We start from the raw sequence: 21,606 nt of genomic DNA, 5'->3' as shown, positions 1-21,606 counted from the left end.
ACCATGAGCAGCACCCTCGAGCCCGGCCTGACCGTCGGACACACCGAGAACTCGATCCTCATCCAGGCCGACATCGACCACGTCTGGCGCATGACCAACGACCTGCGGTCGTGGCCGGACCTGTTCACCGAGTACCGCACCGTCGAGGTGCTCGAGTCGACCGACACCTGGTTCCGCTTCCGGCTGACCATGCACCCCGACGAGTCGGGACGGACCTGGAGCTGGGTGTCCGAGCGGACGCTCGACCCGGCGAAGCACGAGGTCCGCGCCCGCCGCGTGGAGCCCGGGCCGTTCGAGTTCATGGACATCCACTGGAGCTACGCGGCCGAGGACGGCGGCACCCGGATGCGGTGGGTGCAGGACTTCCGCATGCGGCCCGAGGCGCCCGTGGACACCGAGACGATGACCCGGCGGATCGACGCCAACAGCAAGGTCCAGATGGGGATCATCAAGGAGAAGGTCGAGGCCGCCGCGGCCGACACGGATCCGGGAGCGGTCGGGTGACCGCGGCGCGGGGTCCCGCGGTCGTCCTGCCCGGGGAGGACGGCTCCCGCCCCGGGATGGTCGACCCCTGGCTGGCCGACCCGGTGGCTGCGGCCACCGTGACCGAGGTCGACGCCGTCGTCGGCCGCGACGTCGCCGCCTGGTGGCGGGACCCCGCGACCGCTCCCGACCCCGTCGCGGCGCACCTCGAGGTCGTCGTGACCGGGGTGGCCGGCTTCCGCAGCCTGACCGCCCGCGGCCTGCACCCGGTGGTCGTCGCCGGGCACGGCGTGGGCGAGTTCGCCGCCCTCGTCGCCGCCGGCGCGCTGGAGCTCGACCAGGTCGTGGAGCTGGTGCACTGGCGCGCCGAGCTGCTCTGCCTGGCCCCGCGGCCGTCCTGCGCGGGCCTGGCCGCCGTCCTGGGCCCGGGGGCGGAGGGGGTCGCACGGGCGGCCGTGGCGCAGGCCGACAGCGACGGCCAGCTGTGCGTGGCCGCCGTCGACGCCCCGCAGCGCACCGTGCTGGCCGGTGGCCGCACCGAGCTGGCCCGCGCGGCCGAGGTCGTGCACGCCGCCGGGCTGGAGCTGGTCCGGCTGCCCGGCCGGGCGCCCTGCCACGGGCCGCTGATGACATCGGTGGCCGAGCACCTGGCCACGGCGCTGGCCGACCTCGACTGGTCGGCGCCGCTGGTCCCCGTCGTCCCCAACGCCGACGGCGAGGCGACCCGGGACCCCGGCCGGCTGCGCGCGGCGCTGCGCCGGCACCTCACCGCGCCGGTGCTCTGGGAGGCCACCTCCCGGTCGCTGGCCGACGCCGGCGCGACGTCGGTCGTCGAGATCGGCGCCGTCCCGGTGCTCGGGCCGCTGGTCGCCCAGGTCCACCCGCACCTGCCCGTCTGCCTGGCCTCCGGGCCGGGCGCGCTCGTCCCCACCGACGTCCCGGGGCCCGCCCTCGCGGGCTCCGTCCCCACCTGAGGAGAGACATGACGACGATCCAGCACGCGCCGGCCACGCCGACGCGCTGCGGCCCCACCGTCCACCGGGCCGACACCGCGCCCAACCGCCGCCGGGGCGGTGACATCCGGGTCCTGCTCTCCCCGGCCAGCGTCGGCTCGACCGCCGGCTTCATGGGCACGCTGACCCTCGAGCCCGGCGAGATCGTGACCGAGCACTGGCACCCGTACTCCGAGGAGTTCCTCTACTGCCAGGAGGGCGACGTCCTCGTCACCCTCGACGGCGAGGAGCGGCGGCTGGTCGCCGAGTCCGCCGTGCACATCCCGATCGGCGTCCGCCACCGCATCGTCAACGACACGGGGACGACGGCGACGTTCGTCTTCCTGTGCGGCCCGCTCGCGCCGCGTCCCGAGCTCGGCCACGTGGACACCGAGCTGCCCCCGGGCCAGCGGTGATGCGCGAGCGGAGGCGGGTCGTCGTCACGGGGATCGGGGTCGTCGCTCCCGGCTCGATGGGCCGCGAGGGCTTCTGGGACATGATCACCGAGGGGCGGACGGCGACCCGGCGGATCAGCTTCTTCGACCCCGCCCGGTTCCGCTCCCAGGTGGCCGCCGAGGTCGACTTCGACGGCGTCAAGCTGGGCCTGTCCGCCCAGGAGGTGTTCCGCAACGACCGGTTCGTCCAGATGGCGATGGTCGCCGCGGACGAGGCGGTCGCCGACAGCGGGCTGCGCTTCGGGGTGGGCGACGCCGACGACGCCCCCGACCCCGACCGGGTCGGCGTCACCCTGGGCAGCGCGGTGGGCGCCACCATGCGCCTGGAGCAGGAGTACGTGTCGGTCAGCGACGGCGGCCGGCTGTGGGAGGTGGACCCGCGGTACGCCTCGCGGTTCCTCGCCTCCGCGCTGGTGCCCAGCTGCGGGGCGACCGAGCTCGCCGTCCGGTTCGGCGCGCACGGCCCGGCCACCGTGGTGTCCACCGGCTGCACGTCGGGCATCGACGCGATCGGCTACGGCGCGCAGCTGGTGGAGGACGGGGACGCCGACGTCGTCGTCGCGGGAGCCAGCGACGCCCCGATCTCGCCGATCTCGATGGCCTGCTTCGACACCATCCGGGCCACCACCGACAGCAACGACGACCCGGAGCACGCCTCCAAGCCCTTCGACGCCCGCCGCAACGGCTTCGTCATGGGCGAGGGCGCGGCGGTGCTGGTGCTCGAGGAGCTCGGGCACGCCCGGCGGCGCGGCGCGACGGTCTACTGCGAGGTCACCGGCTACGCCAACCGCTGCAACGCCTTCCACATGACCGGGCTGCGGCCCGACGGCGTGGAGATGGCCGAGGCGATCGACCGGGCGCTGGCGCAGGGCCGCACGTCCCCGGACGAGGTCGGCTACGTGAACGCGCACGGCTCGGGCACCAAGCAGAACGACCGGCACGAGACGGCAGCGGTCAAGCGCAGCCTCGGCCCGGCCGCCGGCAGCGTGGCGATGAGCTCGATCAAGTCGATGGTCGGCCACTCCCTGGGCGCCATCGGGTCGATCGAGATCGCCGCGACCGCCCTGGCGGTGCAGCGCGGCGTCCTGCCGCCCACGGCCAACTACGAGGTGCCCGACCCCGAGTGCGACCTCGACTACGTGCCGAAGGTGGCGCGGGAGCAGAAGGTCGACGTCGCCATCTCGGTGGGCAGCGGCTTCGGCGGCTTCCAGTCGGCGATCGTGCTGGCCAGCCCCACGCGGAGGGAGTCGTGAGCGAGCTCGCGCGTGAGCACAGCACCGTCGGTCACGACGGCGACGAGCGCCAGCGAGGAGGAGTCGTGACCGAGTTGCTGGTCACCGGGCTCGGGGTCGTCGCCCCCACCGGCGTCGGCGTCGAGGAGCACTGGGCCTCGCTGGTGCGCGGCGAGCCGGCCATCCGGCCGGTGGAGGGCTTCGACGCGCAGCGCTACGGCATCACGCTGGCCGGCCAGGTGCGCGACTTCGTGCCGGCCGACCACGTGGCGCCGCAGCTCATGGTGCAGACCGACCGGTGGACGTGGATGTCGTTGGCTGCGGCGACGCTGGCGGCCGAGGACGCCGGCTACACCCCGCCCGAGGACGACGTCTACGCCACCTCGGTGTTCCTGGCCTCCGGGTCGGGCGGCAACGAGTTCAGCCAGCACGAGATCCAGGGGCTGTGGGCCAAGGGGCCGAAGTCGGTGGGCGCCTACCAGTCGATCGCCTGGTTCTACGCGGCCTCCACCGGCCAGGTCTCCATCCGCGACGGCTACAAGGGGCCCTCGGGCGTCGTCGTCAGCGAGGGCGCCGGCGGGCTGGACAGCATCGGCTGGGCCCGGCGGGTGGTCCGCCGCGGCACCCCGGCGGTGCTGGTCGGCGGCACGGAGGCCGGGCTGTGCCCGTACGCGCTGCTGTGCCAGGTCACCGGCGGCCGGCTGTCGACCGCCGAGCGCCCGGAGGACGCCTACAAGCCCTTCGACCGGCGGGCCAACGGCCACGTCGTCGGCGAGGGCGGGGCGATCCTGCTGCTCGAGGAGCCCGGCGCGGCCCGTGCCCGCGGCGCCCAGAAGGTGTGGGGCGAGGTCGCCGGCTACGGCGCCACGCACGACGCCCACCACCACGAGGACCCCGCACCCGACGCGACGCAGTACGCCCGCGCCATCCGGCTCTCGCTGGCCGACGCCGGGGTCTCCCCCGACGAGGTCGACCTCGTGGTGGCCGACGGCGCCGGCGTCCCGGAGCTCGACCGGCTCGAGCTCGACGCGCTGTCCGCGGTCTTCGGGCAGCGCAGCACGCCGGTGCCGGTGACCGCGCCGTCGTCGTGGACCGGGCGGCTCATGGCCGGCGGGTCGGCGCTCAACGTGGCGACGGCGCTGCTGGCGATGCGGGACGGGATCGTCCCCGGCACCGCCCACCTCGACGACCCGGTCGACGTCCCGCCCGGGGTCGACCTCGTCGCGTCCAGCCGCGTGCAGGACCTGGCCACCGTGGTCGTCCTCGCCCGCGGCGCCGGTGGCTTCAACAGCAGCCTCGTGCTCCGCCGGCACCGGCCGGAGGAGACGTCGTGACGACGCCGGGGACCGGGACGACGGTGCGGACCATCCTGCGCATGCGGACCCGCGAGGGCTGCGAGGCGGAGTTCGAGGCGGCCTGGCGCCGGGCCGCCGCCGAGATCAGCCGGGTCCCGGGCAACCGGCAGCAGGAGCTGATCCGGGACGCCGACGACCCGCGCACCTTCCTCATCACCAGCGACTGGACCGACCGGGCCGCCGTCGACGCGTTCGGCCGCAGCAGCGCCCGCGACTCGCTCACCGCGGCGCTGCGCGACCTGCGCGAGGACGCGGCCCGGAACACCTACGAGGTGCTGGCGACCGTCCCGGGCGAGCAGGGGCCGGCATGACGGCGTTCGGGGACGGCGGGCGGCCGGCGGTGCGGACGCTGCTGCGGATGCAGGCGCGGGAGGGCTGCGAGGCGGAGTTCGAGGCGGCCTGGCGCCGGGCCGCCGCCGAGATCAGCCGGGTGCCCGGCAACCTGCGCCAGGAGCTGATGCGCGACGAGGGCGACCCGCGCTGGTTCGCCATCGTCAGCGACTGGACCGACCGGGCGTCGGTGGACGCCTTCGGGCGCAGTGCCGCCCGGGAGACGCTCACCGAGGCGCTGCGCGACCTGCGGGACGACGCCACCCGCTCGACGTTCACCGTGCTCGCGACGGTGGAGGCCGAGCGGCCCCGGCCGGTGCGCATCGACTTCTCCACCAGCGTCAAGCCGGGCGAGCAGGTGGCCTTCGAGCGCGCGTACACGACGGTCGCCGAGCGGATCGGCGACTCGCGCGGGTACGTGCGCGAGGAGCTGCTGCGCGACGCCGCCGGCCTGCGGTACCACATCTTCGCGGAGTGGGAGTCCGAGGACGACTTCGTGCAGTGGGTCGAGGACCCGGTGCACATGGTGGCCGGCGCACCGCTGGCCCGGTGGCACTCGGTCGAGTTCCGCCGTGAGGTGCTCGAGATCCGCCAGCGGCCCGACACCGGCGCGGAGTTCCCGGAGCTGGTCTCCCCGGGCGGGGACGTCGAGGTCGAGCGGGTGCGCGTCGACTCCGCCGTCGTCGTCGAGCCGTGGGAGCAGGAGGCCTTCGAGCTCGCCTACCTCGCCGCCGCGCAGCTGGCCCGCAGCGCTCCCGGCCATGCCCGCGAGGAGCTGCTGCGCGAGCCCGACGGGCGGCGGTACCACGTCGTCGCCGAGTGGGACTCCGAGCAGCGCTTCACCGACTGGGCGGCGGAGCCGGCGAACTGGGCCGGCGGGCCGCTGGGCCGGTGGCTGGCGCGCGGCGAGGACCGCAGGGTCTTCGCGCTGCGTGTCCGGCCGGTGCCGCCGTCGGTGGCCGCCGGGGCGGGCACGGTGCCCGGGACCGCGCAGCAGCCGGTCCCCCCCGACGCCGTCCCCGCCGTCCCGCTCCCCGTGAGCACGGTGCCCAGCGCCAGCGTGCAGGAGTTCGTGGAGAAGCCCGACGACGGGCACGTCGCCGCGCCGGTGCCGCTGCCGGCCGCCGCCGACCTCGGCGGCGCTCCGCCCGTCGCCGGTCGCGGGACGGAGGTGCTGGTCGTCGGCGCGGGTCCGGCCGGTCTGACGCACGCCATCGAGCTGGCCCGCCGCGGCATCGCCGTCCGCGTCGTGGACAAGCGACCGCAGGCATCGACCCAGGCCGACAAGGCCATCGGCATCCACTGCCGGACCATGGAGATCTGGGAGGAGCAGGGCGTCGTCAAGGAGGCGATGGACGCCGGGATCTGGCTGTACGGCCAGACGGTGTTCGTCAACGGCGAGCAGACCCACCAGGTCGACTGGGCCGGCCTCGACGAGCTGCCCTACGCCCACCTGGGCCTGCCGCAGTACGACACCGAGCGGATCCTCGGGGCCCGGCTGGCCTCCCAGGGCGTGGCCGTCGAGCGCGGGGTCGAGCTGGTCGGGTTCACCCAGGACGACGAGGGCGTCACCGCGCAGCTGCGGCACGCCTCCGGAGAGGTGGAGACCACCCGTGCGCAGTACCTGGTCGGCTGCGACGGGGCGCACAGCGCCGTCCGCTCCGGGCTCGGGCTGACCTTCGAGGGCGGGCTGTCGATGTTCCCGCAGCTGTTCATGCTCGGGGACGTCGACGTCGACTGGGACCTGCCTGCCGGTCACCTCGTGCGCTTCGTGCGCATCGAGGACGACGAGTTCACCGGGATGCTCGTCTGCGTCCCGCTCAAGGGCCGCAACCGCTACCGGATCGCGACCCTGGCCCCGCAGCGGTGGCAGGAGGCCGTCGGCACCGGCGTGGTGCCGGCCGGGTTCTGGCAGGAGTACGAGCCGCCGACCCTGGCCGACATGCAGGCCGCCATCGACGACCTGGGCCCGCCCGGGACGACGGCGAGCGACCTGCGGTGGTCGTCGATCTTCCGCATCAAGCACGGCATCGTCGACCGCTACCGCGGGGGGCGGGTGTTCGTCGCCGGGGACGCCGCGCACCTGCACCCGCCGGCGGGCGGGCAGGGCATGAACACCGGGATCCAGGACGCCTGGAACCTGGGCTGGAAACTCGCCCTCGCCGTCCGCGGACTGGCCGCTCCCGGGCTGCTGGACAGCTACGAGGCCGAACGCCGCCCCGCCGGGAAGATGATCGTCGACCGGGCCGTGTCCATCGCGTTCACCGACGAGATGGACATGGAGGACGAGAAGGCCCAGTTCCTGCTCGAGATGCAGATGACCATGAACTACGCGGGCAGCCCGCTCGTCGGCGAGGAGGACGGGACGGCCTTCCCGGCCGGCCCGGAGCCCGGGTACCGGGCGCCGGACGTGCACGGTCTGCGGCGCTTCGGCGTCGCCCACCCGCTGCGCCTGTTCGACCTCACCCGCGGCCCGCGCTCGACGCTGCTGCTCTCCGCCGGCGCCGGCGCCTCCGAGGAGCAGTTGCTCGACCTGGAGAAGTTGGCCGTGGCCGTACGTCAGCAGAGCCGCGGCGAGGTGGACGCCTACCTCGTCGCCGCCCCGGACGTCCGGGTCCCCCTGCTGGTCGACCTGCCGGTCGTCCGTGACGCCGACCGCACCTTCGCGGCCGCCTACGGCGTCGCCGGCGCCGGGACGGCGGCCTACCTGGTCCGTCCCGACGGCCACGTCGGCTTCCGCGCCCGCCCGGTCACCGAGGACGCGCTCCTCGACCACCTGGCCGGGGTCTTCGCGCAGTGACGCCGACGGCACACCTCCGACCGCCCCACCACCGGGAGACGACATGACGCAGACCGCACCAGCAGGCTCCGGGACGAGTGAGGACATCGTCCCGGGCGCCGAGATCTACACGCCGGAGTTCCGTGCCGACCCCTATCCGGTCTACGCGATGCTCCGTGCCGAGCGGCCGGTCGTGCGGGTGCGGACGCCGCGCTTCGACTCCTACCTCGTCACCCGGTACGCGGACGCCCGGCAGGCCCTGTCCGACCCGCGGCTGTCCAAGGACCTGTACCGGGCCGGCGACACCTACCTGCAGGTGTTCGGGGAGAAGGCCCGCCAGATCAACACCAACATGCTGAACTCCGATCCCCCGGAGCACACCCGGCTGCGCCGGCTGGTGACGCAGGCCTTCACCCCCCGGCGGATCGAGGCGATGCGCCCCCGGGTCGAGGAGATCGTCGAACGGCTGCTGGACCGGATGGCGCCGCACGGCCGGACCGAGTTCGTCGACGAGTTCGCGCTGCGGCTGCCCCTCTCGGTGATCGGGAGCCTCCTCGGGATCCCCGACGAGGACCACGAGGAGATCCTGGCCGGCACCCAGGTCATCAGGACGGTCGGCACCGGCGGGCGCAGTCCCCAGGAGGACCGGGCCGCGATCGGCCAGGCCCAGGAGCGCCTGCACGCCTACTTCACCGGCCTGGTCGCGGCCAAGCGCCGCGAGCCCGGTGAGGACCTGGTGAGTGCGCTGATCACCGCGCGCGACGGGGACGGCCGCCTGTCGGAGGCCGAGCTGGTCTCCACCTGCTTCCTCCTGCTGTTCGCCGGCTACCAGACGACCTCCGACTTCCTCGGCAACGCCGTGGTGGCGCTGCTGACCCATCCCGAGCAGCTGGCCGAGCTGCGCGCCGACCCCGACCTGCTGCCCGACGCCGTCGAGGAGCTGCTGCGCTTCGACGGCTCGGTCCCGGTGTCGAGCTTCCGGTTCGCCACCGAGGACCTCGAGATCGGCGGCGTCCCGGTCCCGGCGGGCTCCATCGTCACGGTCGTGCTCAGCTCGGCCAACCACGACCCGGAGCTCACCGCGGACCCCGACGACCTCCGGCTCCGGCGCGGGGACACCGCGCACATGGCCTTCGGGCACGGCATCCACTACTGCCTCGGCACCGCCCTGGCGCGGCTCGAGGCGACGACGGCGCTGCGGCGGATCCTCGTCCGCCTGCCCGACCTGCAGCTCGACGTCCCCGTCGAGGAGCTGCAGTGGCTGCCGGCGGCCTCGGCCTTCCGCGGGCTGCTCGAACTCCCGCTCCGCTTCACCCCCACTCCCATCCCAGGAGGTACCCGATGACCCAGACCACGCCTTCGGCCACCCCCTCGGCCGACCCCGCGGCCGACGCCTCGACCACGCCCACGGAAGCGCCCTGGGCGAACGACACGGTCGAGTTCACGAACACGTCCTCGTCGCCCGCGAGCTGGTCCGCGAGCACGTGGCGCCCGTTCCGCAACGTCATCGTCTGCCGGATGGTCCCCGGCAGCGAGGACGAGGTGGGACCGGTCTTCGCCTACTACGACCGGACCACCCGGCCGCAGGACCTCGGCGTCGTCGGACGCATCCTGCTGTCGTACGAGGGCCTGTACCTGCACGTCATCGAGCGCAAGGAGGACCCGGAGGTCTCGGGGCAGCGCCGCGGCCTGCCGGCGTTCCAGGCGATCGCGGAGGCCATCGCCCCGTACGTGACGCCCTACCCGAGCTACTGGCAGAACCCGTCGCACTCCGTGGCCAAGCAGTTCTACTCCTGGGTGCCCGAGGGCGAGGTCTCCCCCGACCGGGAGATGACCGTGATCGTCCAGCGGATGAAGCCGGGCAGCGAGGCCGACATCGCCCGGGTGTTCGCCGAGTCCGATGCCGGCGACCTGCCGAGGGAGACCGGGGTCACCGGCCGCTGGCTGTACTCGATGGAGGACGTCTTCGTCCACCTCCTGGAGCAGGACCGGGTCAAGGCCGCGGCGGTCCGGGAGAACCACGAGTCGATGCGGCCGGCCTTCGGCAAGGTCATGGCGGCCCTCGCCCCCTACGTCAGCCCGTACAACCCGGAGACGTGGCAGAGCCCGCGCGACTCGGTGGCCCGGGTGTTCCACCGCTGGACGGCTCCGGACTGGAAGCCGGGGGACCCCGAGCCGGTGCTGGCGGAGGAGGAGCCCTCGTCGTGGACGTGACCCTGCGCGGCATCGCGTCGATCACCTACTGGGCCGACGACGTGGCCGCGGCCGCGGACTGGTACACGGAGGTCCTGGGCACCGGGCCGGTCTTCACCCGGCCCGGTCCCGGTGGGCGGCTGGGCTACGCCGCGTTCGCCATCGACGAGGGGACCCGGCTGGCGATCGCCACCAGCGCCACCGCCCCGCCCGGCGCGGCGACGGAGCCGGGCGGAGCGGTCGGTCACTGGACCGTCGACGACCTCGACGCCGTCCTGGCGAAGCTGACGTCCATGGGGGCCAAGGAGTGGATCCCGCCCACGCCCCACGGGCCGGTGGTCAGCGTGGCCGTCGTCGACCCGTTCGGCAACGTCGTCGGCCTCATCTCCACCACACACCCGGACGCCGACTTCCGGGGCGGCCCACCCTCCCGGACCGGATGACGTCCGGGGAGTGACACGCGGCGACCGCCGGGACCCGGGTCCCGGCGGTCGTCGCCGTGCGCCGGGGACGTCGGCGGTAGCGGCGAGTGACCCTCCGAGCGCGGCTCCCGGCGTGGCGTCGGCCTGTCGCGGCGAGCGGCGACCTGTATCAGGTCACGAGATTGTCACGGACCGGTTCCGTCCTTACGGTTTCGGCATCCGGCCGGTCGTCTCGTCCCCGTCCCGGGGACCCGTGCCGGATGCCGCCGAGTCGCACTCCACACCGTGGGTGCGAGCCGGGGACCCACCTGCACCACCGGGGTGAGTCCCGCTCCCGGCCCTCCGGGAGCGGGTAGGGCACTCCCAGCCCGAACCCGTCAGCTCACCTGGTAGGCGGCCCGGGGAGAACGGAGAACAGCCGCGCCTGGGGCCCGAGTGCCCCCGCGCGCCCAGGTCCGGGACCGTCGCGCTCCCACCTGCCCACCCACCTGCACACCCAGCCGTCGCACGCGCCTGCAGCCGGATCGCTGGTCCGGCCGGTGCCGCGCGCCCGGCTGCTGATCCCTGCCCACCCAGGCCCCGTGCCGCAGCCCATCTCCGAGCACCGTGGCGCCGTCCGCTGACGGCTCCCGGCGACCGTGCCCTCCAGGAGGACGACTCCCATGCACGCACGCACCGACATCGAGCACACCCCCGGCGACGCGCGCCCGCGCCGCCGCGCCCTGCACCTGCTGACCGCCACGGGGGCCATGACCCTCGCGCTCGCCTTCGGCGGGCAGGCAGTCGCCCAGGCCGACGAGTGGAACCCCGGCGACCGCGGCTCCACCGGGCAGTGGGGCGGCGGCTGGGACGGGAACCGCGGCGACGCCCAGCCGGCGCCCGAGGCGGCACCCGCCCCGGCCCCGGCTCCTGCTCCCGCCCCGGCTCCTGCTCCCGCCCCGGCTCCTGCTCCCGCCCCGGCTCCTGCTCCCGCCCCGGCTCCTGCTCCGGCGCCCGCCCCGGCTCCCGCCGCCACGGGCGAGCAGGCGTACAAGGACTACGCCCTGGCCGCGCTCGGCGGCGACACCACCCAGTTCGGCTGCCTGGAGCAGCTCTGGGAGCGGGAGAGCTCGTGGAACCCCAACGCGCAGAACCCGACCAGCACCGCGTACGGCATCGCCCAGTTCCTCGACTCCACCTGGGCGAGTACCGGCATCGCCAAGACGTCGGACCCGTACCGGCAGATCGACGCCGGGCTGATCTACATCGAGAACCGCTACGGCAGTGCCTGCGCGGCCTGGGCCCACTTCCAGGCCAACAACTGGTACTGATCCCCTGACCTCGGGAGCCCCTCCAGCAGCCGGAGGGGCTCCCGAGGGCGGCGGTCAGCCGGCGCGCAGCGCCGGGTAGTCGGTGTAGCCCTCGGCGCCGGGCGCGTAGAACAGGGACGTCCGGGGCTCGTTCTCCGGGTGCTCACCGGCCCAGCGCTCGACCAGGTCGGGGTTGGCGATCACCGGCCGGCCGACGGCGACGACGTCGGCGTGCGCGGCCTCGATGAGCGCCACCGCCTCGTCCCGCGTGGTCACCGTGGAGAAGCCGCTGTTGGCCATGAGGTGCGTGCCGGAGCGGCGGCGCAGCTCCTGCACGAGGTCACCGGCCGGCTCGCGGTGCAGCACGGACAGGTAGGCCAGCCCCAGCGGGCGCAGCCGGTCGAGCAGCGCGCCGTAGGTGGCCAGCACGTCGTCGCGGTCGGGCTCGAGGGCGTCCTGGATGCCGTGCTCGGGCGAGATGCGCAGGCCCACGCGGCCGGCGCCGATCGCGTCGGCGACGGCGGTGACGACCTCGGCGGCGAGCCGCGCGCGGTTCTCCGGCGAGCCGCCGTACTCGTCGTCGCGGACGTTGGACGACGGCGCGAGGAACTCGTGCAGCAGGTAGCCGTTGGCGCCGTGGATCTCCACGCCGTCCAGCCCCGCCTCGACGGCGCGCTCGGCGGCCCGGCGGAAGTCGGCGACGACGTCGCGGACCTCCCCGGCGGTCAGCGCGTGCGGCACCGGGTAGGGGTGCTTGCCCGTCGACGTGCGCGCCACGCCGTCGATGGCGATCGCGCTGGGGGCGACGACGCGGCGGCCGCCGTTGGTGTCGGGGTGGGTGACCCGCCCGCCGTGCATGACCTGCACGACGATCCGGCCGCCCCGGGCGTGCACCGCCTCGGCGACGCGGCGCCAGCCGGCCACCTGCTCGTCGGTGACGATGCCGGGCTGGCCGACGAAGGCCTGCGACTCGGCGTTGGGGTAGGTGCCCTCGGTGACGATCAGGCCGATCGAGGCGCGCTGCGCGTAGTGCTCGACGACGATGTCACCGGGGACACCGGAGTCGCCGGAGCGCATGCGGGTCAGTGGCGCCATGGCCACGCGGTTGGCGAGCTCGAGGTCGCCGAGGGTCACGGGGGAGAACAGGTCCACGCCTGGTTGCGACACCGCGGGAGCCCGGTGCATTCCGCGGTGCGGGCGGCGTCACAGGCGGCACCGCGACCCTGCACCATGGCCCGGTGACCTCCCTGAGCGCCGCCGTGGAGGGCTGGTCCCCCGGCCCGGTGACCGACGCGGCGATCGTCCTGCCCGGGCCCGCGGCCGCGTTCGCCGCGCTCCTCGACCGGCCCGCGCCGCCCCTCGCCGACGGCGACCCGCTGCCGCCGGGCTGGCACGTCTTCGCCTTCCTCGACTCCCCCGCCACCGCGGACCTCGGCGAGGACGGCCACCCGCGCGACGGGCACTTCCTCCCGCCGCTGCGGCACCGGCGCCGGATGATCGCCGGCGGGCGGCTGGAGGTCACCGCGCCGCTGCGGGTCGGGGCGCTCGTCGAGCGGACGTCGTCGCTGGCCCGCTGCCAACTCAAGGTCGGCCGCAGCGGCGGGATGCTGCTGGTGACGGTGCGAAGCGCGTACCGGGCGGACGGCGCGCTGCTGGTCATCGAGGAGCAGGACGTCGTCTACCGCTCCCAGGAGGCCGGGTCCTCGCCGGCGCCCGCCGGGGCGGGGGCACCGGCGGCCTCCCCGGACGGGGGCCCGGCGGTGGAGGTGCTCCCCGACCCGGCGCTGCTGTTCCGCTTCAGCGCGCTGACCTACAACGCGCACCGCATCCACTACGACCAGCCGTACGCGACGGGGGTCGAGGGCCATCCCGGGCTGGTGGTGCACGGGCCGCTGCTCGCGCTGCTGCTGCTCGAGGTGCCGCGCCGGCGCGCACCGGACCGGTCCGTCACCTCGTTCACCCACCGGCTGACCCGGCCGGCCTACGCGGGCACGCCGGTGCGCGCGACCGGCCGGTTCGACGGCGACCGCGTCGACCTGGCCGCCGCCGTGGCCGGACAGCCGGCGTCCGTCACCGGCACGGCAGTGCTGGGGGCCGCCCGATGACCGCGCTGAGCGCCGAGGAGCGCGACGTCGTCGGCACGGTGCGCACCTTCGTCGGGCGTGAGGTGCGGCCGGTGGTGCGCGAGCTGGAGCACGCCGACACCTATCCCGAGGCGCTGATCGGGCGGATGAAGGAGCTCGGCGTCTTCGGCCTGGCAGTGCCGGAACCGTGGGGGGAGGCGCCGGTGTCGATGCCCTGCTACGCGATGGTCACCGCGGAGCTCGCGCGCGGCTGGATGTCGCTGGCCGGGGCGATGGGCGGGCACACCGTCGTCACCAAGCTGCTGGTGGCGTTCGGCACCCGCGAGCAGCAGGACCGCTGGCTGCCGCGGATGGCGACCGGTGAGGTGCGGGCGACGATGGCGCTGACCGAGCCCGGCGGCGGGTCGGACCTGCAGGCCATGCGGACGGTGGCCCGGCGGGACGGCGAGGGGTACGTCGTCGACGGCGCGAAGACGTGGATCACCAACGCGCGCCGGTCGCAGCTGATCGCGCTGCTGTGCAAGACCGACCCGGAGGCGCAGCCGCGGCACCGCGGGGTGTCGGTGCTGCTGGTGGAGCACGGGCCGGGGCTCACCGTCTCCCGTGACCTGCCCAAGCTCGGCTACAAGGGCGTGGAGAGCTGCGAGCTGGCCTTCGACGGGTACCGGGCGCCGGCCGACGCCGTCCTCGGCGGGATCGAGGGCCGCGGGTTCGCGCAGATGATGACCGGGCTGGAGACCGGCCGGATCCAGGTGGCCGCCCGCGCGCTCGGGGTCGGGCAGGCCGCCTTCGACGACGCGCTGCGCTACGCCCAGGACCGCGAGAGCTTCGGCAGGCCGATCTGGCAGCACCAGGCGGTCGGCAACCTGCTCGCCGACATGGCCACCTCGCTCACCGCCGCACGGCAGCTCGTCCTGTACGCCGCCGAGCGGTACGAGACCGGCCAGCGGTGCGACATGGAGGCCGGGATGGCGAAGCTGTTCGCCTCGGAGACGGCGATGAAGGTGGCCCTCGACGCCATCCGGGTGCACGGCGGGCACGGCTACTCCACCGAGTTCGACGTCGAGCGCTACTTCCGCGACGCCCCGCTGATGATCGTCGGCGAGGGCACCAACGAGATCCAGCGCGACGTCATCGCCCGCCAGCTGGTCGCCCGGGGCGGCCTGGACTGAGGCCGGGCGCTGACGCGGGACCGCGCAGGTACCGGTCGACCAGCGAGACCAGCAGGTCGGGACGCTCGAGGTGGACGTCGTGCGCGGTGGGCGTCACGACGAGGTCGACCAGCGGCGCGGCGAGGGCCGCGGCGACGTCGTCCCGGTCGGCGACCGACCGGCCGCCCCCGCGACTAGCACCCGCCGAAGGCGGTCCCGGCCGGAGCCGGGACCGCCCTGGGCGGGATCTCGACGGGGTCGTGCGGGGTCAGGCCACCGCGCGGCGGCGGGTGACGACGGCCCCGGCGACCAGGCTGACGACGACCCACCCGGTCAGGACCAGGACCGACTGTGTCTCCGCGTGCCCCTGCGAGAGGTTGAGCACCGCCTCGGCCGGGTCCAGCTTCGAGCCGACCTCGGGCTTGAAGGTCCGGGCCAACGGCAGGACGCCGAGGATCACCATGTACAGCGTGGTCATGGCGGCCGGCGTGTTGGCCAGTGCGGCCCCGACGCCGGCACCGGTCAGCGCGAGCGCCGCTCCGGCGGCCACCAGGACCGCGGCGGCGCGCCCGGCACCGTCCCAGGAGGCGCCGTCGACCATGCCGGCCAGGACGGCCGCGCTCAGCGCCAGGGCGACGGCGGCGGCCGTGGCCCCGAGCAGCGCGACGGCCACGGCCTTGGCGGCCAGCACCCGGCCGCGGCGGGGGACGAGCAGGTAGGTCGTCTGCACCGTGCCGTGGCTCCACTCGCCCGCAGTGGCCAGGACGCCCAGCGACAGCAGCACCAGGCCGGTGAGCATGCCCATGAAGCCGAGCGGCCCGGTGACCGAGTCGAGGGTCTCGTCGCTCGCGGCCGCCACGAATGCGGTGACCGCGGGCGCCAGCAGCGCCGAGGCGGCCGCCAGCGAGCGGCCCGAGCGGGTGGACAGGGACTTGCGCACCTCGATGCCCACGAGAGCGACCGGCGACGGCCCGCCGGCGCGCACCGGAGGACGGACGACGGCGGGGACGGCAGCGGGTGTGGTGGTGGTGGTGGTCATGACGGTTCTCCAGGCGGGGAGGAGGGATCAGGCGGGGAGGGAGGTCAGGCGGTGAGCTGGAAGAAGAGGTCCTCGATGCCGCGGCGGACCGGGCGCAGGTCGGTGAGCACGTGAGCGCCGGCCGCGGCGACCGCGCCGACCTCGCCGGGCTCGGCGCCGGGCACGACCAGCGCGCCGTCGGCTCCGTGTTGCACGTGGAACCCCGCCGTCTCCAGCGCCCGGGTCAGGGCGGCCGGGTCGGCGGCGTGCACGGCGGTGCCCTCGCTGCCGAGCAGGTCGCTGACCGGCCCGTCGGCCACGATGCGGCCGGCGCCGATGACCAGCAGCCGGTCGACGGTCGACTCGACCTCGCCCAGCAGGTGCGAGGACAGCAGCACGGTGCCGCCGCGGGCCGCGTGACCGCGCAGCAGGTCGCGCATCCAGCGGATGCCCTCGGGGTCCAGGCCGTTGGCCGGCTCGTCGAACACCAGCACCGGCGGGTCGGCCAGCAGCGCGCCGGCGATGCCGAGCCGCTGCCGCATGCCGAGGGAGTAACCGCCGATCCGGCGGCCGGCGGCGTCGGTGAGCCCGACCAGCTCGAGCACCTCGTCGGCCCGCGTGGCGGGCACCCCGACCGTCGCGGCCATCAGCCGCAGGTGGGTCCGACCGGTCCGGCCCGGGTGGACGGCGGAGGCGTCGAGCAGGGTGCCGACGACGGCGGCCGGGTTGGCCAGCGCGTCGTAGGGCCGCCCGTCGATGCGGGTGCTGCCCGCGGTGGCCGGGACGAGCCCGGTCATCATCCGCAGCGTGGTGCTCTTGCCGGCGCCGTTGGGCCCGAGGAAACCGGTCACGGTGCCGGGCTCGAGGACGAAGGACACGTCGTCGACGACGGTCCGGGAGCCGTACTGCTTGGTCAGTCCGCTGACCTCGATCACGGGGACCTCCTGCGGGTCTCGACCGGCCGATCCGGTCACGGCGACGAGCGTGGCCGCACCGGCACCGCGCCCGCGTCGGCCGCGGGGCTCGACCTGCGGCGACGGGCGGGCGATCCCGTGTCATCCGGAAGAGGACGTCGGACCGCGACCGACGGGCGACCCGCGGCGGCCCGCGCCCGTCCTACGCTGCCGGGCCATGGGGCTCCGGGAGCGCGTCTGGCCCGGCCTCCGCGCGCGCAGCGTCGGGTTCGAGGCCCTGATCGCGTTGCTGAGCACCGCGACCGTCGTCGTCGGTGTCGTGACCCCGGAGGCCCGCCTGGCGCCGGACGCCGTCCTCGTCGTCGGTGGCCTCCTGCTGGTCCTGACCCTGCTCCTCTTCCGGCGGTCGGCGCCGATGGTGCCGTTCGTCGTCAGTGCCGCCCTCGGGGCGCTGGTCCCGGCGCTCACCGTCGGCCTGCTGCTCACCGCCTACGCGGTCGGCCGCTACGAGCGCCGGTGGCCGGTGCGCATCGTCGCGGGCGTGCTCGGGACGGTCGCGCTCGTCCAGCCCTGGACCATCGGCACCGCGAACGAGGCGGTGGGCGCCCTCGGCGGGGTGGCCATCGCCCTCGTCCTGCCCGCGGCGGTCGGGATCTGGCAGCGGACCCGCGCGCTGCTGCTCGAGGCGCTGCGCGACCGGGCCGTGCGCGCGGAGACCGAGCGGGAGCTGCTGGCGCGCGAGGCCGTCGTCTCCGAGCGCACCCGGATCGCCCGCGAGATGCACGACGCCGTCGGGCACCGGGTGAGCCTCATGGTGCTGCAGGCCGGCGCCATCGAGGTGGCCGCCGGCGACCCGGAGCGGGTGGAGCAGTTGGCCGGCCAGGTGCAGACGGCGGGGCGGCAGGCGCTCGAGGAGCTGCGGCAGATGGTCGGCGTGCTGCGCGCGGAGGAGGTCGACGAGGCCGCGCCGCTGGGCCCCCAGCCGGGGCTGGCCGACCTGCCCCGGCTGGTCGGGTCCGCGCGCGAGGCCGGGATGGCCGTCGCCTGGACCGGGCCCGCGGAGGGGACCGCGCCGGTCGACCCCGTCGTCGGCCGGGCGGCGTACCGCATCGTGCAGGAGGCGCTGACCAACGCCGGCCGGCACGCTCCCGACGCGCCGGTCCGCGTGTGCGTCGAGCGGCGGCCCGGCGAGCTGTGCGTGCGGGTGGTGAACGGGCCGCCGGCGCGCACACCCACCGCCGTCCCCGGCGGCGGCTTCGGCCTCGTGGGGCTGGGCGAGCGGGTGCGCACCCTCGGCGGGCGGCTCACGGCCGGACCGCGGCTCGACGGCGGCTTCGGCGTCGAGGCGGTGCTGCCGGCATGAGCGGGCAGGACGGCACGCGGCGGATCCGGGTGCTGCTCGTCGACGACGAGGAACTGGTCCGCTTCGGCCTGCGCACCGTGCTCGAGGCGGCCGGCGACATGGACGTCGTCGGGGAGGCCGGCGACGGCGCCGCAGGGGTGGCCGCGGCGCGGGAGCTGCGGCCCGACGTCGTCCTCACCGACATCCGCATGCCCGGCACGGACGGCCTGACCGCCACCCGCGAGATCCTCGCGCTGCCCGACCCGCCGCAGGTCGCCGTCCTCACCACCTTCCACGTCGACGAGTACGTCTACGCGGCGCTGGCCGCCGGAGCCGCCGGCTTCCTGCTCAAGGACACCCCGCCCCGGCAGATCGCCGCCGCCGTGCGCGCCGTGGCCGACGGGACCGCGACCCTCTCCCCCGCCGTCACCGCCGGGCTGATCGCCTCCTACGTCGACAGCCGCGCGACCCCGCGCCGGGCCGAGGCGCTGCAGCGGGTGGCCACGCTCTCCGAGCGCGAGCGCGAGGTGCTCACGCTGCTCGGCAGCGGCGGGTCCAACGCCGAGCTCGCCGGCCGGCTGTTCGTCAGCGAGGCCACGGTGAAGACCTACGTCTCCCGGCTGCTCACCAAGCTCGACCTCGCCAACCGCACCCAGGCGGCGATCCTCGCCCACGAGGCCGGTCTGCTCGACGGCTGAGCACGGGCGTCAGCGGGAGAGCAGCCGGCGGGTCTGGCGGACGCGGGCGACCAGCGAGCCGTCGACGGCGCGCAGCTCGGCGTCGTCGACCGCGACGTCGCCGTCGGCCCAGGTGGTCACCTGGTCGATCCGCACCCAGGCCCCGGTCTCCGGCGGCGGGCCGGCCAGGTGCGCGGTCAGCTCGACGGTCGGCATCGCCGCCGGCGTGGTGCGGACGGCGAACAGGGAGGGCGGCAGGGCGTCGAGCAGGACGCCGAGCTGCACGAGCGGCGCGAGGTCGCCGTCGATGCGCACCCACGCCGACAGCCGCGGCTCGGGGCCTCCGGCCAGCGGGCGCGAGGGGCCCAGCGCGCGGATCTGAGTGTGGTCGGCGATGGGCACCAGCTCCCGCGGGAGCTCGAACGGCACGCCGTCGCGCACCCTCGGCCCGGGCGGCGGGGGCACCGCCTCGGTGACCGGGGACGCCGGGCGGGCCAGCGTGAGCACCTGGGCGACGGCGAGCACCCGGCCGCCCTGGGCCATCGTCGCGCGGACGCTGCCGGTGGTCCCGGTGCGGTCGGCGACGGCGTCGACCGCCGTCTCCACCCCCGGCTCGACGCCGGCGAGCAGGTGCGCGGTGACCGAGCGCGGGGCGGCGCCGGCCAGGTCCGCGGCGGCGGCCATCAGGTGCCCGACCACCAGCCCGCCCTGCACGTGCGTGAAGGACCGCCAGCTCGGGTCGATGACCACCGCGGTCGCGGCGGCGGCGCCGGCCCCGGTGACCGGGGCGGTGGTAGTGGCGACGTCCACGAGGTCCTCCTCCCGGCTCGGTTGGACTGTCCAACTGGGCCGGGAGGACCGTACACCGACGTCGGTACGGAACTCAAACCGTCGAGTCGGCGTCCTCCAGGGCGTAGGAGCCGGTCTGCACCTCACCGGCCCGCCGGTGCGCGGTCATCACCGCACCCGTCGAGGTCTGGACCGAGGAGACCAGTTCCCAGGTCCGCGGTGCGGCGCCGCCCTCGAACAGCCGCTTGCCCCGGCCGAGCACGACGGGGGAGACGATGGTGCGCAGCTCGTCGACGAGGTCCTCGGCGAGCAGGGTCTGCGCCAGCCCGATCGAGCCGTGCACCTGCAGCTCGCCGCCGTCGGCGGCCTTGAGCTCGCGGACGGCCGCCGGCACCTCCCCGCCGAGCAGGCGGGCGGAGCTCCACTCCAGGGAGGACAGCGTCCGCGAGGCCACGTGCTTGGTCTTCGTCTGCAGCGCCTGCGCGACCGGGTCGCCGGTGGCGTCCACGTGCGGCCAGTGCGCGGCGAAGATCTCGTAGGTCGTACGGCCGAGCAGGAAGTCCTCGGCGCCGCCGAACCAGGCGTCCATCTGCTGCCCGAACGCCTCGTCGGCGAAGGGCACCAGCCAGCCGCCGTACGGGAAGCCCCCGGAGGGGTCCTCCTGCGGACCGCCCGGGGCCTGGGCGACGCCGTCGAGGGTCAGGAACGTGGTGACGGTGAGCGGGCGCATCGGTCTCTCCTGTCGGGGTGCGGCTGTCGGGGTGCGGCTGTCGGGGTGCAGACGGCGGACGGGGCCCCGACTCATCGGTCCGGGTGAGCCGCCGGTGGGCCCGCTCCAGTCCCGCACGTCCGGTGTCGATGGAGGACCGACACCCCTCACGGACGAGGAGCACCGATGGCCCGACAGCGCACGGAAGCCGAGCAGCAGATCGCCGAGCTGCTGCGGACGGCCCGGAAGTCGCTGCACATGAGCGTGGCGTTCCTCAGCCGGATGGACGGCACCACGCAGCACCTCGAGGTGGTCGACACCCGGGTGCCGCTGCTGGTCCAGGAGAAGAAGAGGCAGGTCCAGGAGACCTCGTTCTGCCAGGCGGTCCTCGACGGGCGGCTGCCCGCGGTCATCGACGACGTGACGCGCTACCCGGTGGCGATGTCCCTGCCCTCGGCCCGCATCCCGCGCATCCGCAGCTACGTCTCGACGCCGGTCACGCTCTCCGACGGCAGCCTCTACGGCACCTTGTGCGCGTTCGGGTTCACCTCCGACAAGGAGCTGACCGGCCGCGACGAGGCGCTGATGAAGGTCCTCGCCTCGGCCGCCTCGGTGATCATCGAGCCCGAGGTCCGCGAGCAGCAGCGCCGCGACGACATCGACGGCCGCCTCGACCCGCTGGTGGCCTCCGGCGGCCCGAGCGTCGTCCTGCAGCCGATCGTCGACCTGGCCACCGGCGTCCGCGTGGGAGCCGAGGCGCTCAGCCGCTTCCCGCTCGAGTGGGGCAAGGGCCCCGACGTCGTCTTCGAGGAGGCGCACAGCGTCGGCCGCGGGGACGAGATGGAACTGCTGGCCCTCCGCGGCGCGGCCGCGCTCCTGGACCGGGTCGGCGGCTACGTCGCGATGAACGTCTCCCCGCAGACCCTCCTCACGCCGGCCTTCTCCGCCCTGCTCGCCGACCTGCCGCTGGACCGCGTCCTGCTCGAGCTCTCCGAGCACGACCCGGTCGAGGACTACGACGCGCTCACCACCACGCTCCTGCCGTTCCGTGCGGCGGGGATGCGGCTGGCCATCGACGACGTCGGTGCCGGCTTCTCCTCGCTGCGGCACATCGTGGTGACCGACCCCGACGTCATCAAGATGGACCGCAGCATCGTCAGCGGCCTGCACGTGGACCCGGTGCTGTCCAAGCTCGTGGAGTCGCTGGTGGTCTTCGGCCACGGCTGCGGCGTGACGGTCGTCGCCGAGGGCATCGAGACCGCCGACGAGGCGGCCCACCTGCGCGACCTCGGCGTCGACCTCGGCCAGGGCTGGTACTTCGGCCGTCCCGGACCGCCGGAGGCGCTCACCCCCGTCCTGCCGGTCCGGGCCCCGGAGCGCCAGCCGGCCTGA

The 21,606-nt window shown here is 75.1% G+C and carries 21 protein-coding genes and 1 riboswitch; of the genes, 16 read left to right on the top strand and 5 right to left on the bottom strand.

What is annotated here, in order from left to right:
• The first annotated feature begins 3 nt into the window (after positions 1-3).
• From BM414_RS19135 to BM414_RS28570, 11 genes are all read left to right on the top strand, one after another.
• Positions 4-504, top strand: a complete 501-nt coding sequence (locus BM414_RS19135; RefSeq protein ID WP_093581926.1) for an SRPBCC family protein — start codon at positions 4-6, stop codon at positions 502-504.
• On the top strand, positions 501-1,457 hold the full coding sequence (locus BM414_RS19130) for an ACP S-malonyltransferase (RefSeq protein WP_245784832.1): 957 nt from the start codon (positions 501-503) through the stop codon (positions 1,455-1,457). The genes BM414_RS19135 and BM414_RS19130 overlap by 4 nt, the downstream gene beginning before the upstream one ends.
• Positions 1,458-1,465: 8 nt before the next feature.
• Positions 1,466-1,891: a cupin domain-containing protein gene (locus BM414_RS19125; RefSeq protein ID WP_093581924.1), complete on the top strand. Its 426-nt coding sequence runs from the start codon at positions 1,466-1,468 to the stop codon at positions 1,889-1,891.
• Entirely contained in the window at positions 1,891-3,183 is a 1,293-nt protein-coding gene (locus tag BM414_RS19120) for a beta-ketoacyl-[acyl-carrier-protein] synthase family protein (RefSeq protein ID WP_093581999.1), read from the top strand. Before BM414_RS19125 ends, BM414_RS19120 begins: the two co-directional genes overlap by 1 nt.
• 65 nt (positions 3,184-3,248) lie before the next feature.
• Entirely contained in the window at positions 3,249-4,496 is a 1,248-nt protein-coding gene (locus BM414_RS19115; RefSeq protein ID WP_093582001.1) for a beta-ketoacyl synthase N-terminal-like domain-containing protein, read from the top strand.
• A complete protein-coding gene (locus BM414_RS19110) occupies positions 4,493-4,828 on the top strand; it encodes an antibiotic biosynthesis monooxygenase family protein (protein ID WP_245784831.1) in 336 nt (111 codons plus the stop codon). The genes BM414_RS19115 and BM414_RS19110 overlap by 4 nt, the downstream gene beginning before the upstream one ends.
• A complete protein-coding gene (locus BM414_RS19105; protein ID WP_093581922.1) occupies positions 4,825-7,647 on the top strand; it encodes an FAD-dependent monooxygenase in 2,823 nt (940 codons plus the stop codon). The genes BM414_RS19110 and BM414_RS19105 overlap by 4 nt, the downstream gene beginning before the upstream one ends.
• Before the next feature lie 43 nt (positions 7,648-7,690).
• On the top strand, positions 7,691-8,971 hold the full coding sequence (locus tag BM414_RS19100; RefSeq protein ID WP_093581920.1) for a cytochrome P450 family protein: 1,281 nt from the start codon (positions 7,691-7,693) through the stop codon (positions 8,969-8,971).
• The gene (locus BM414_RS19095) at positions 8,968-9,840 is read left to right on the top strand and encodes a TcmI family type II polyketide cyclase (protein ID WP_093581918.1); all 873 of its coding nucleotides are present in this window, start codon (positions 8,968-8,970) and stop codon (positions 9,838-9,840) included. The genes BM414_RS19100 and BM414_RS19095 overlap by 4 nt, the downstream gene beginning before the upstream one ends.
• Positions 9,831-10,262, top strand: coding sequence for a VOC family protein (locus tag BM414_RS19090; RefSeq protein ID WP_217644814.1), 432 nt, complete (start codon positions 9,831-9,833; stop codon positions 10,260-10,262). Before BM414_RS19095 ends, BM414_RS19090 begins: the two co-directional genes overlap by 10 nt.
• A gap of 233 nt (positions 10,263-10,495) precedes the next feature.
• A riboswitch (cyclic di-AMP (ydaO/yuaA leader) is annotated at positions 10,496-10,652 on the top strand.
• A 251-nt stretch (positions 10,653-10,903) separates the two neighbouring features.
• Positions 10,904-11,551: an aggregation-promoting factor C-terminal-like domain-containing protein gene (locus BM414_RS28570; protein ID WP_139245952.1), complete on the top strand. Its 648-nt coding sequence runs from the start codon at positions 10,904-10,906 to the stop codon at positions 11,549-11,551.
• 54 nt (positions 11,552-11,605) lie between these two features.
• Here the strand turns inward: BM414_RS28570 and BM414_RS19080 are convergent, their stop codons facing one another.
• The gene (locus BM414_RS19080; RefSeq protein ID WP_093581916.1) at positions 11,606-12,682 is read right to left on the bottom strand and encodes an alkene reductase; all 1,077 of its coding nucleotides are present in this window, start codon (positions 12,680-12,682) and stop codon (positions 11,606-11,608) included.
• 86 nt (positions 12,683-12,768) lie between these two features.
• On the opposite strand from BM414_RS19080, the gene BM414_RS19075 reads away from it, so the two are divergent.
• The gene (locus BM414_RS19075; RefSeq protein ID WP_093581914.1) at positions 12,769-13,635 is read left to right on the top strand and encodes an HTD2 family dehydratase; all 867 of its coding nucleotides are present in this window, start codon (positions 12,769-12,771) and stop codon (positions 13,633-13,635) included.
• Entirely contained in the window at positions 13,632-14,786 is a 1,155-nt protein-coding gene (locus BM414_RS19070) for an acyl-CoA dehydrogenase family protein (RefSeq protein ID WP_093581993.1), read from the top strand. The genes BM414_RS19075 and BM414_RS19070 overlap by 4 nt, the downstream gene beginning before the upstream one ends.
• A gap of 247 nt (positions 14,787-15,033) precedes the next feature.
• Here the strand turns inward: BM414_RS19070 and BM414_RS19065 are convergent, their stop codons facing one another.
• Positions 15,034-15,804: a hypothetical protein gene (locus BM414_RS19065; RefSeq protein ID WP_093581912.1), complete on the bottom strand. Its 771-nt coding sequence runs from the start codon at positions 15,802-15,804 to the stop codon at positions 15,034-15,036.
• A gap of 44 nt (positions 15,805-15,848) precedes the next feature.
• Positions 15,849-16,718 carry an ABC transporter ATP-binding protein gene (locus BM414_RS19060; RefSeq protein WP_093581910.1) on the bottom strand — a complete coding sequence of 290 codons (870 nt, stop codon included), beginning with the start codon at positions 16,716-16,718 and terminating at the stop codon, positions 15,849-15,851.
• A 196-nt stretch (positions 16,719-16,914) separates the two neighbouring features.
• On the opposite strand from BM414_RS19060, the gene BM414_RS19055 reads away from it, so the two are divergent.
• Together BM414_RS19055 and BM414_RS19050 are read left to right on the top strand one after the other, a co-directional pair.
• Complete coding sequence (locus tag BM414_RS19055) at positions 16,915-18,060, top strand: sensor histidine kinase (RefSeq protein WP_093581908.1); 1,146 nt, start codon at positions 16,915-16,917, stop codon at positions 18,058-18,060.
• Positions 18,057-18,737 carry a response regulator transcription factor gene (locus BM414_RS19050; protein WP_093581906.1) on the top strand — a complete coding sequence of 227 codons (681 nt, stop codon included), beginning with the start codon at positions 18,057-18,059 and terminating at the stop codon, positions 18,735-18,737. Before BM414_RS19055 ends, BM414_RS19050 begins: the two co-directional genes overlap by 4 nt.
• 9 nt (positions 18,738-18,746) lie before the next feature.
• Here the strand turns inward: BM414_RS19050 and BM414_RS19045 are convergent, their stop codons facing one another.
• Both BM414_RS19045 and BM414_RS19040 read right to left on the bottom strand, forming a co-directional pair.
• On the bottom strand, positions 18,747-19,526 hold the full coding sequence (locus BM414_RS19045) for a thioesterase family protein (protein ID WP_175551690.1): 780 nt from the start codon (positions 19,524-19,526) through the stop codon (positions 18,747-18,749).
• Between the two features lie 73 nt (positions 19,527-19,599).
• The gene (locus tag BM414_RS19040; RefSeq protein ID WP_093581902.1) at positions 19,600-20,235 is read right to left on the bottom strand and encodes a dihydrofolate reductase family protein; all 636 of its coding nucleotides are present in this window, start codon (positions 20,233-20,235) and stop codon (positions 19,600-19,602) included.
• A 165-nt stretch (positions 20,236-20,400) separates the two neighbouring features.
• Here BM414_RS19040 and BM414_RS19035 point away from each other — a divergent pair, with 165 nt between their 5' ends.
• Positions 20,401-21,606, top strand: coding sequence for an EAL domain-containing protein (locus BM414_RS19035; RefSeq protein WP_093581900.1), 1,206 nt, complete (start codon positions 20,401-20,403; stop codon positions 21,604-21,606).

It is taken from the genome of Geodermatophilus amargosae (genome assembly GCF_900116515.1).
GTDB classification, from domain to species: Bacteria; Actinomycetota; Actinomycetes; order Mycobacteriales; family Geodermatophilaceae; genus Geodermatophilus; species Geodermatophilus amargosae.
The sequence above is the reverse complement of the archived record's forward strand: the minus strand, read 5'-3'. Positions and strand labels throughout refer to the sequence as shown.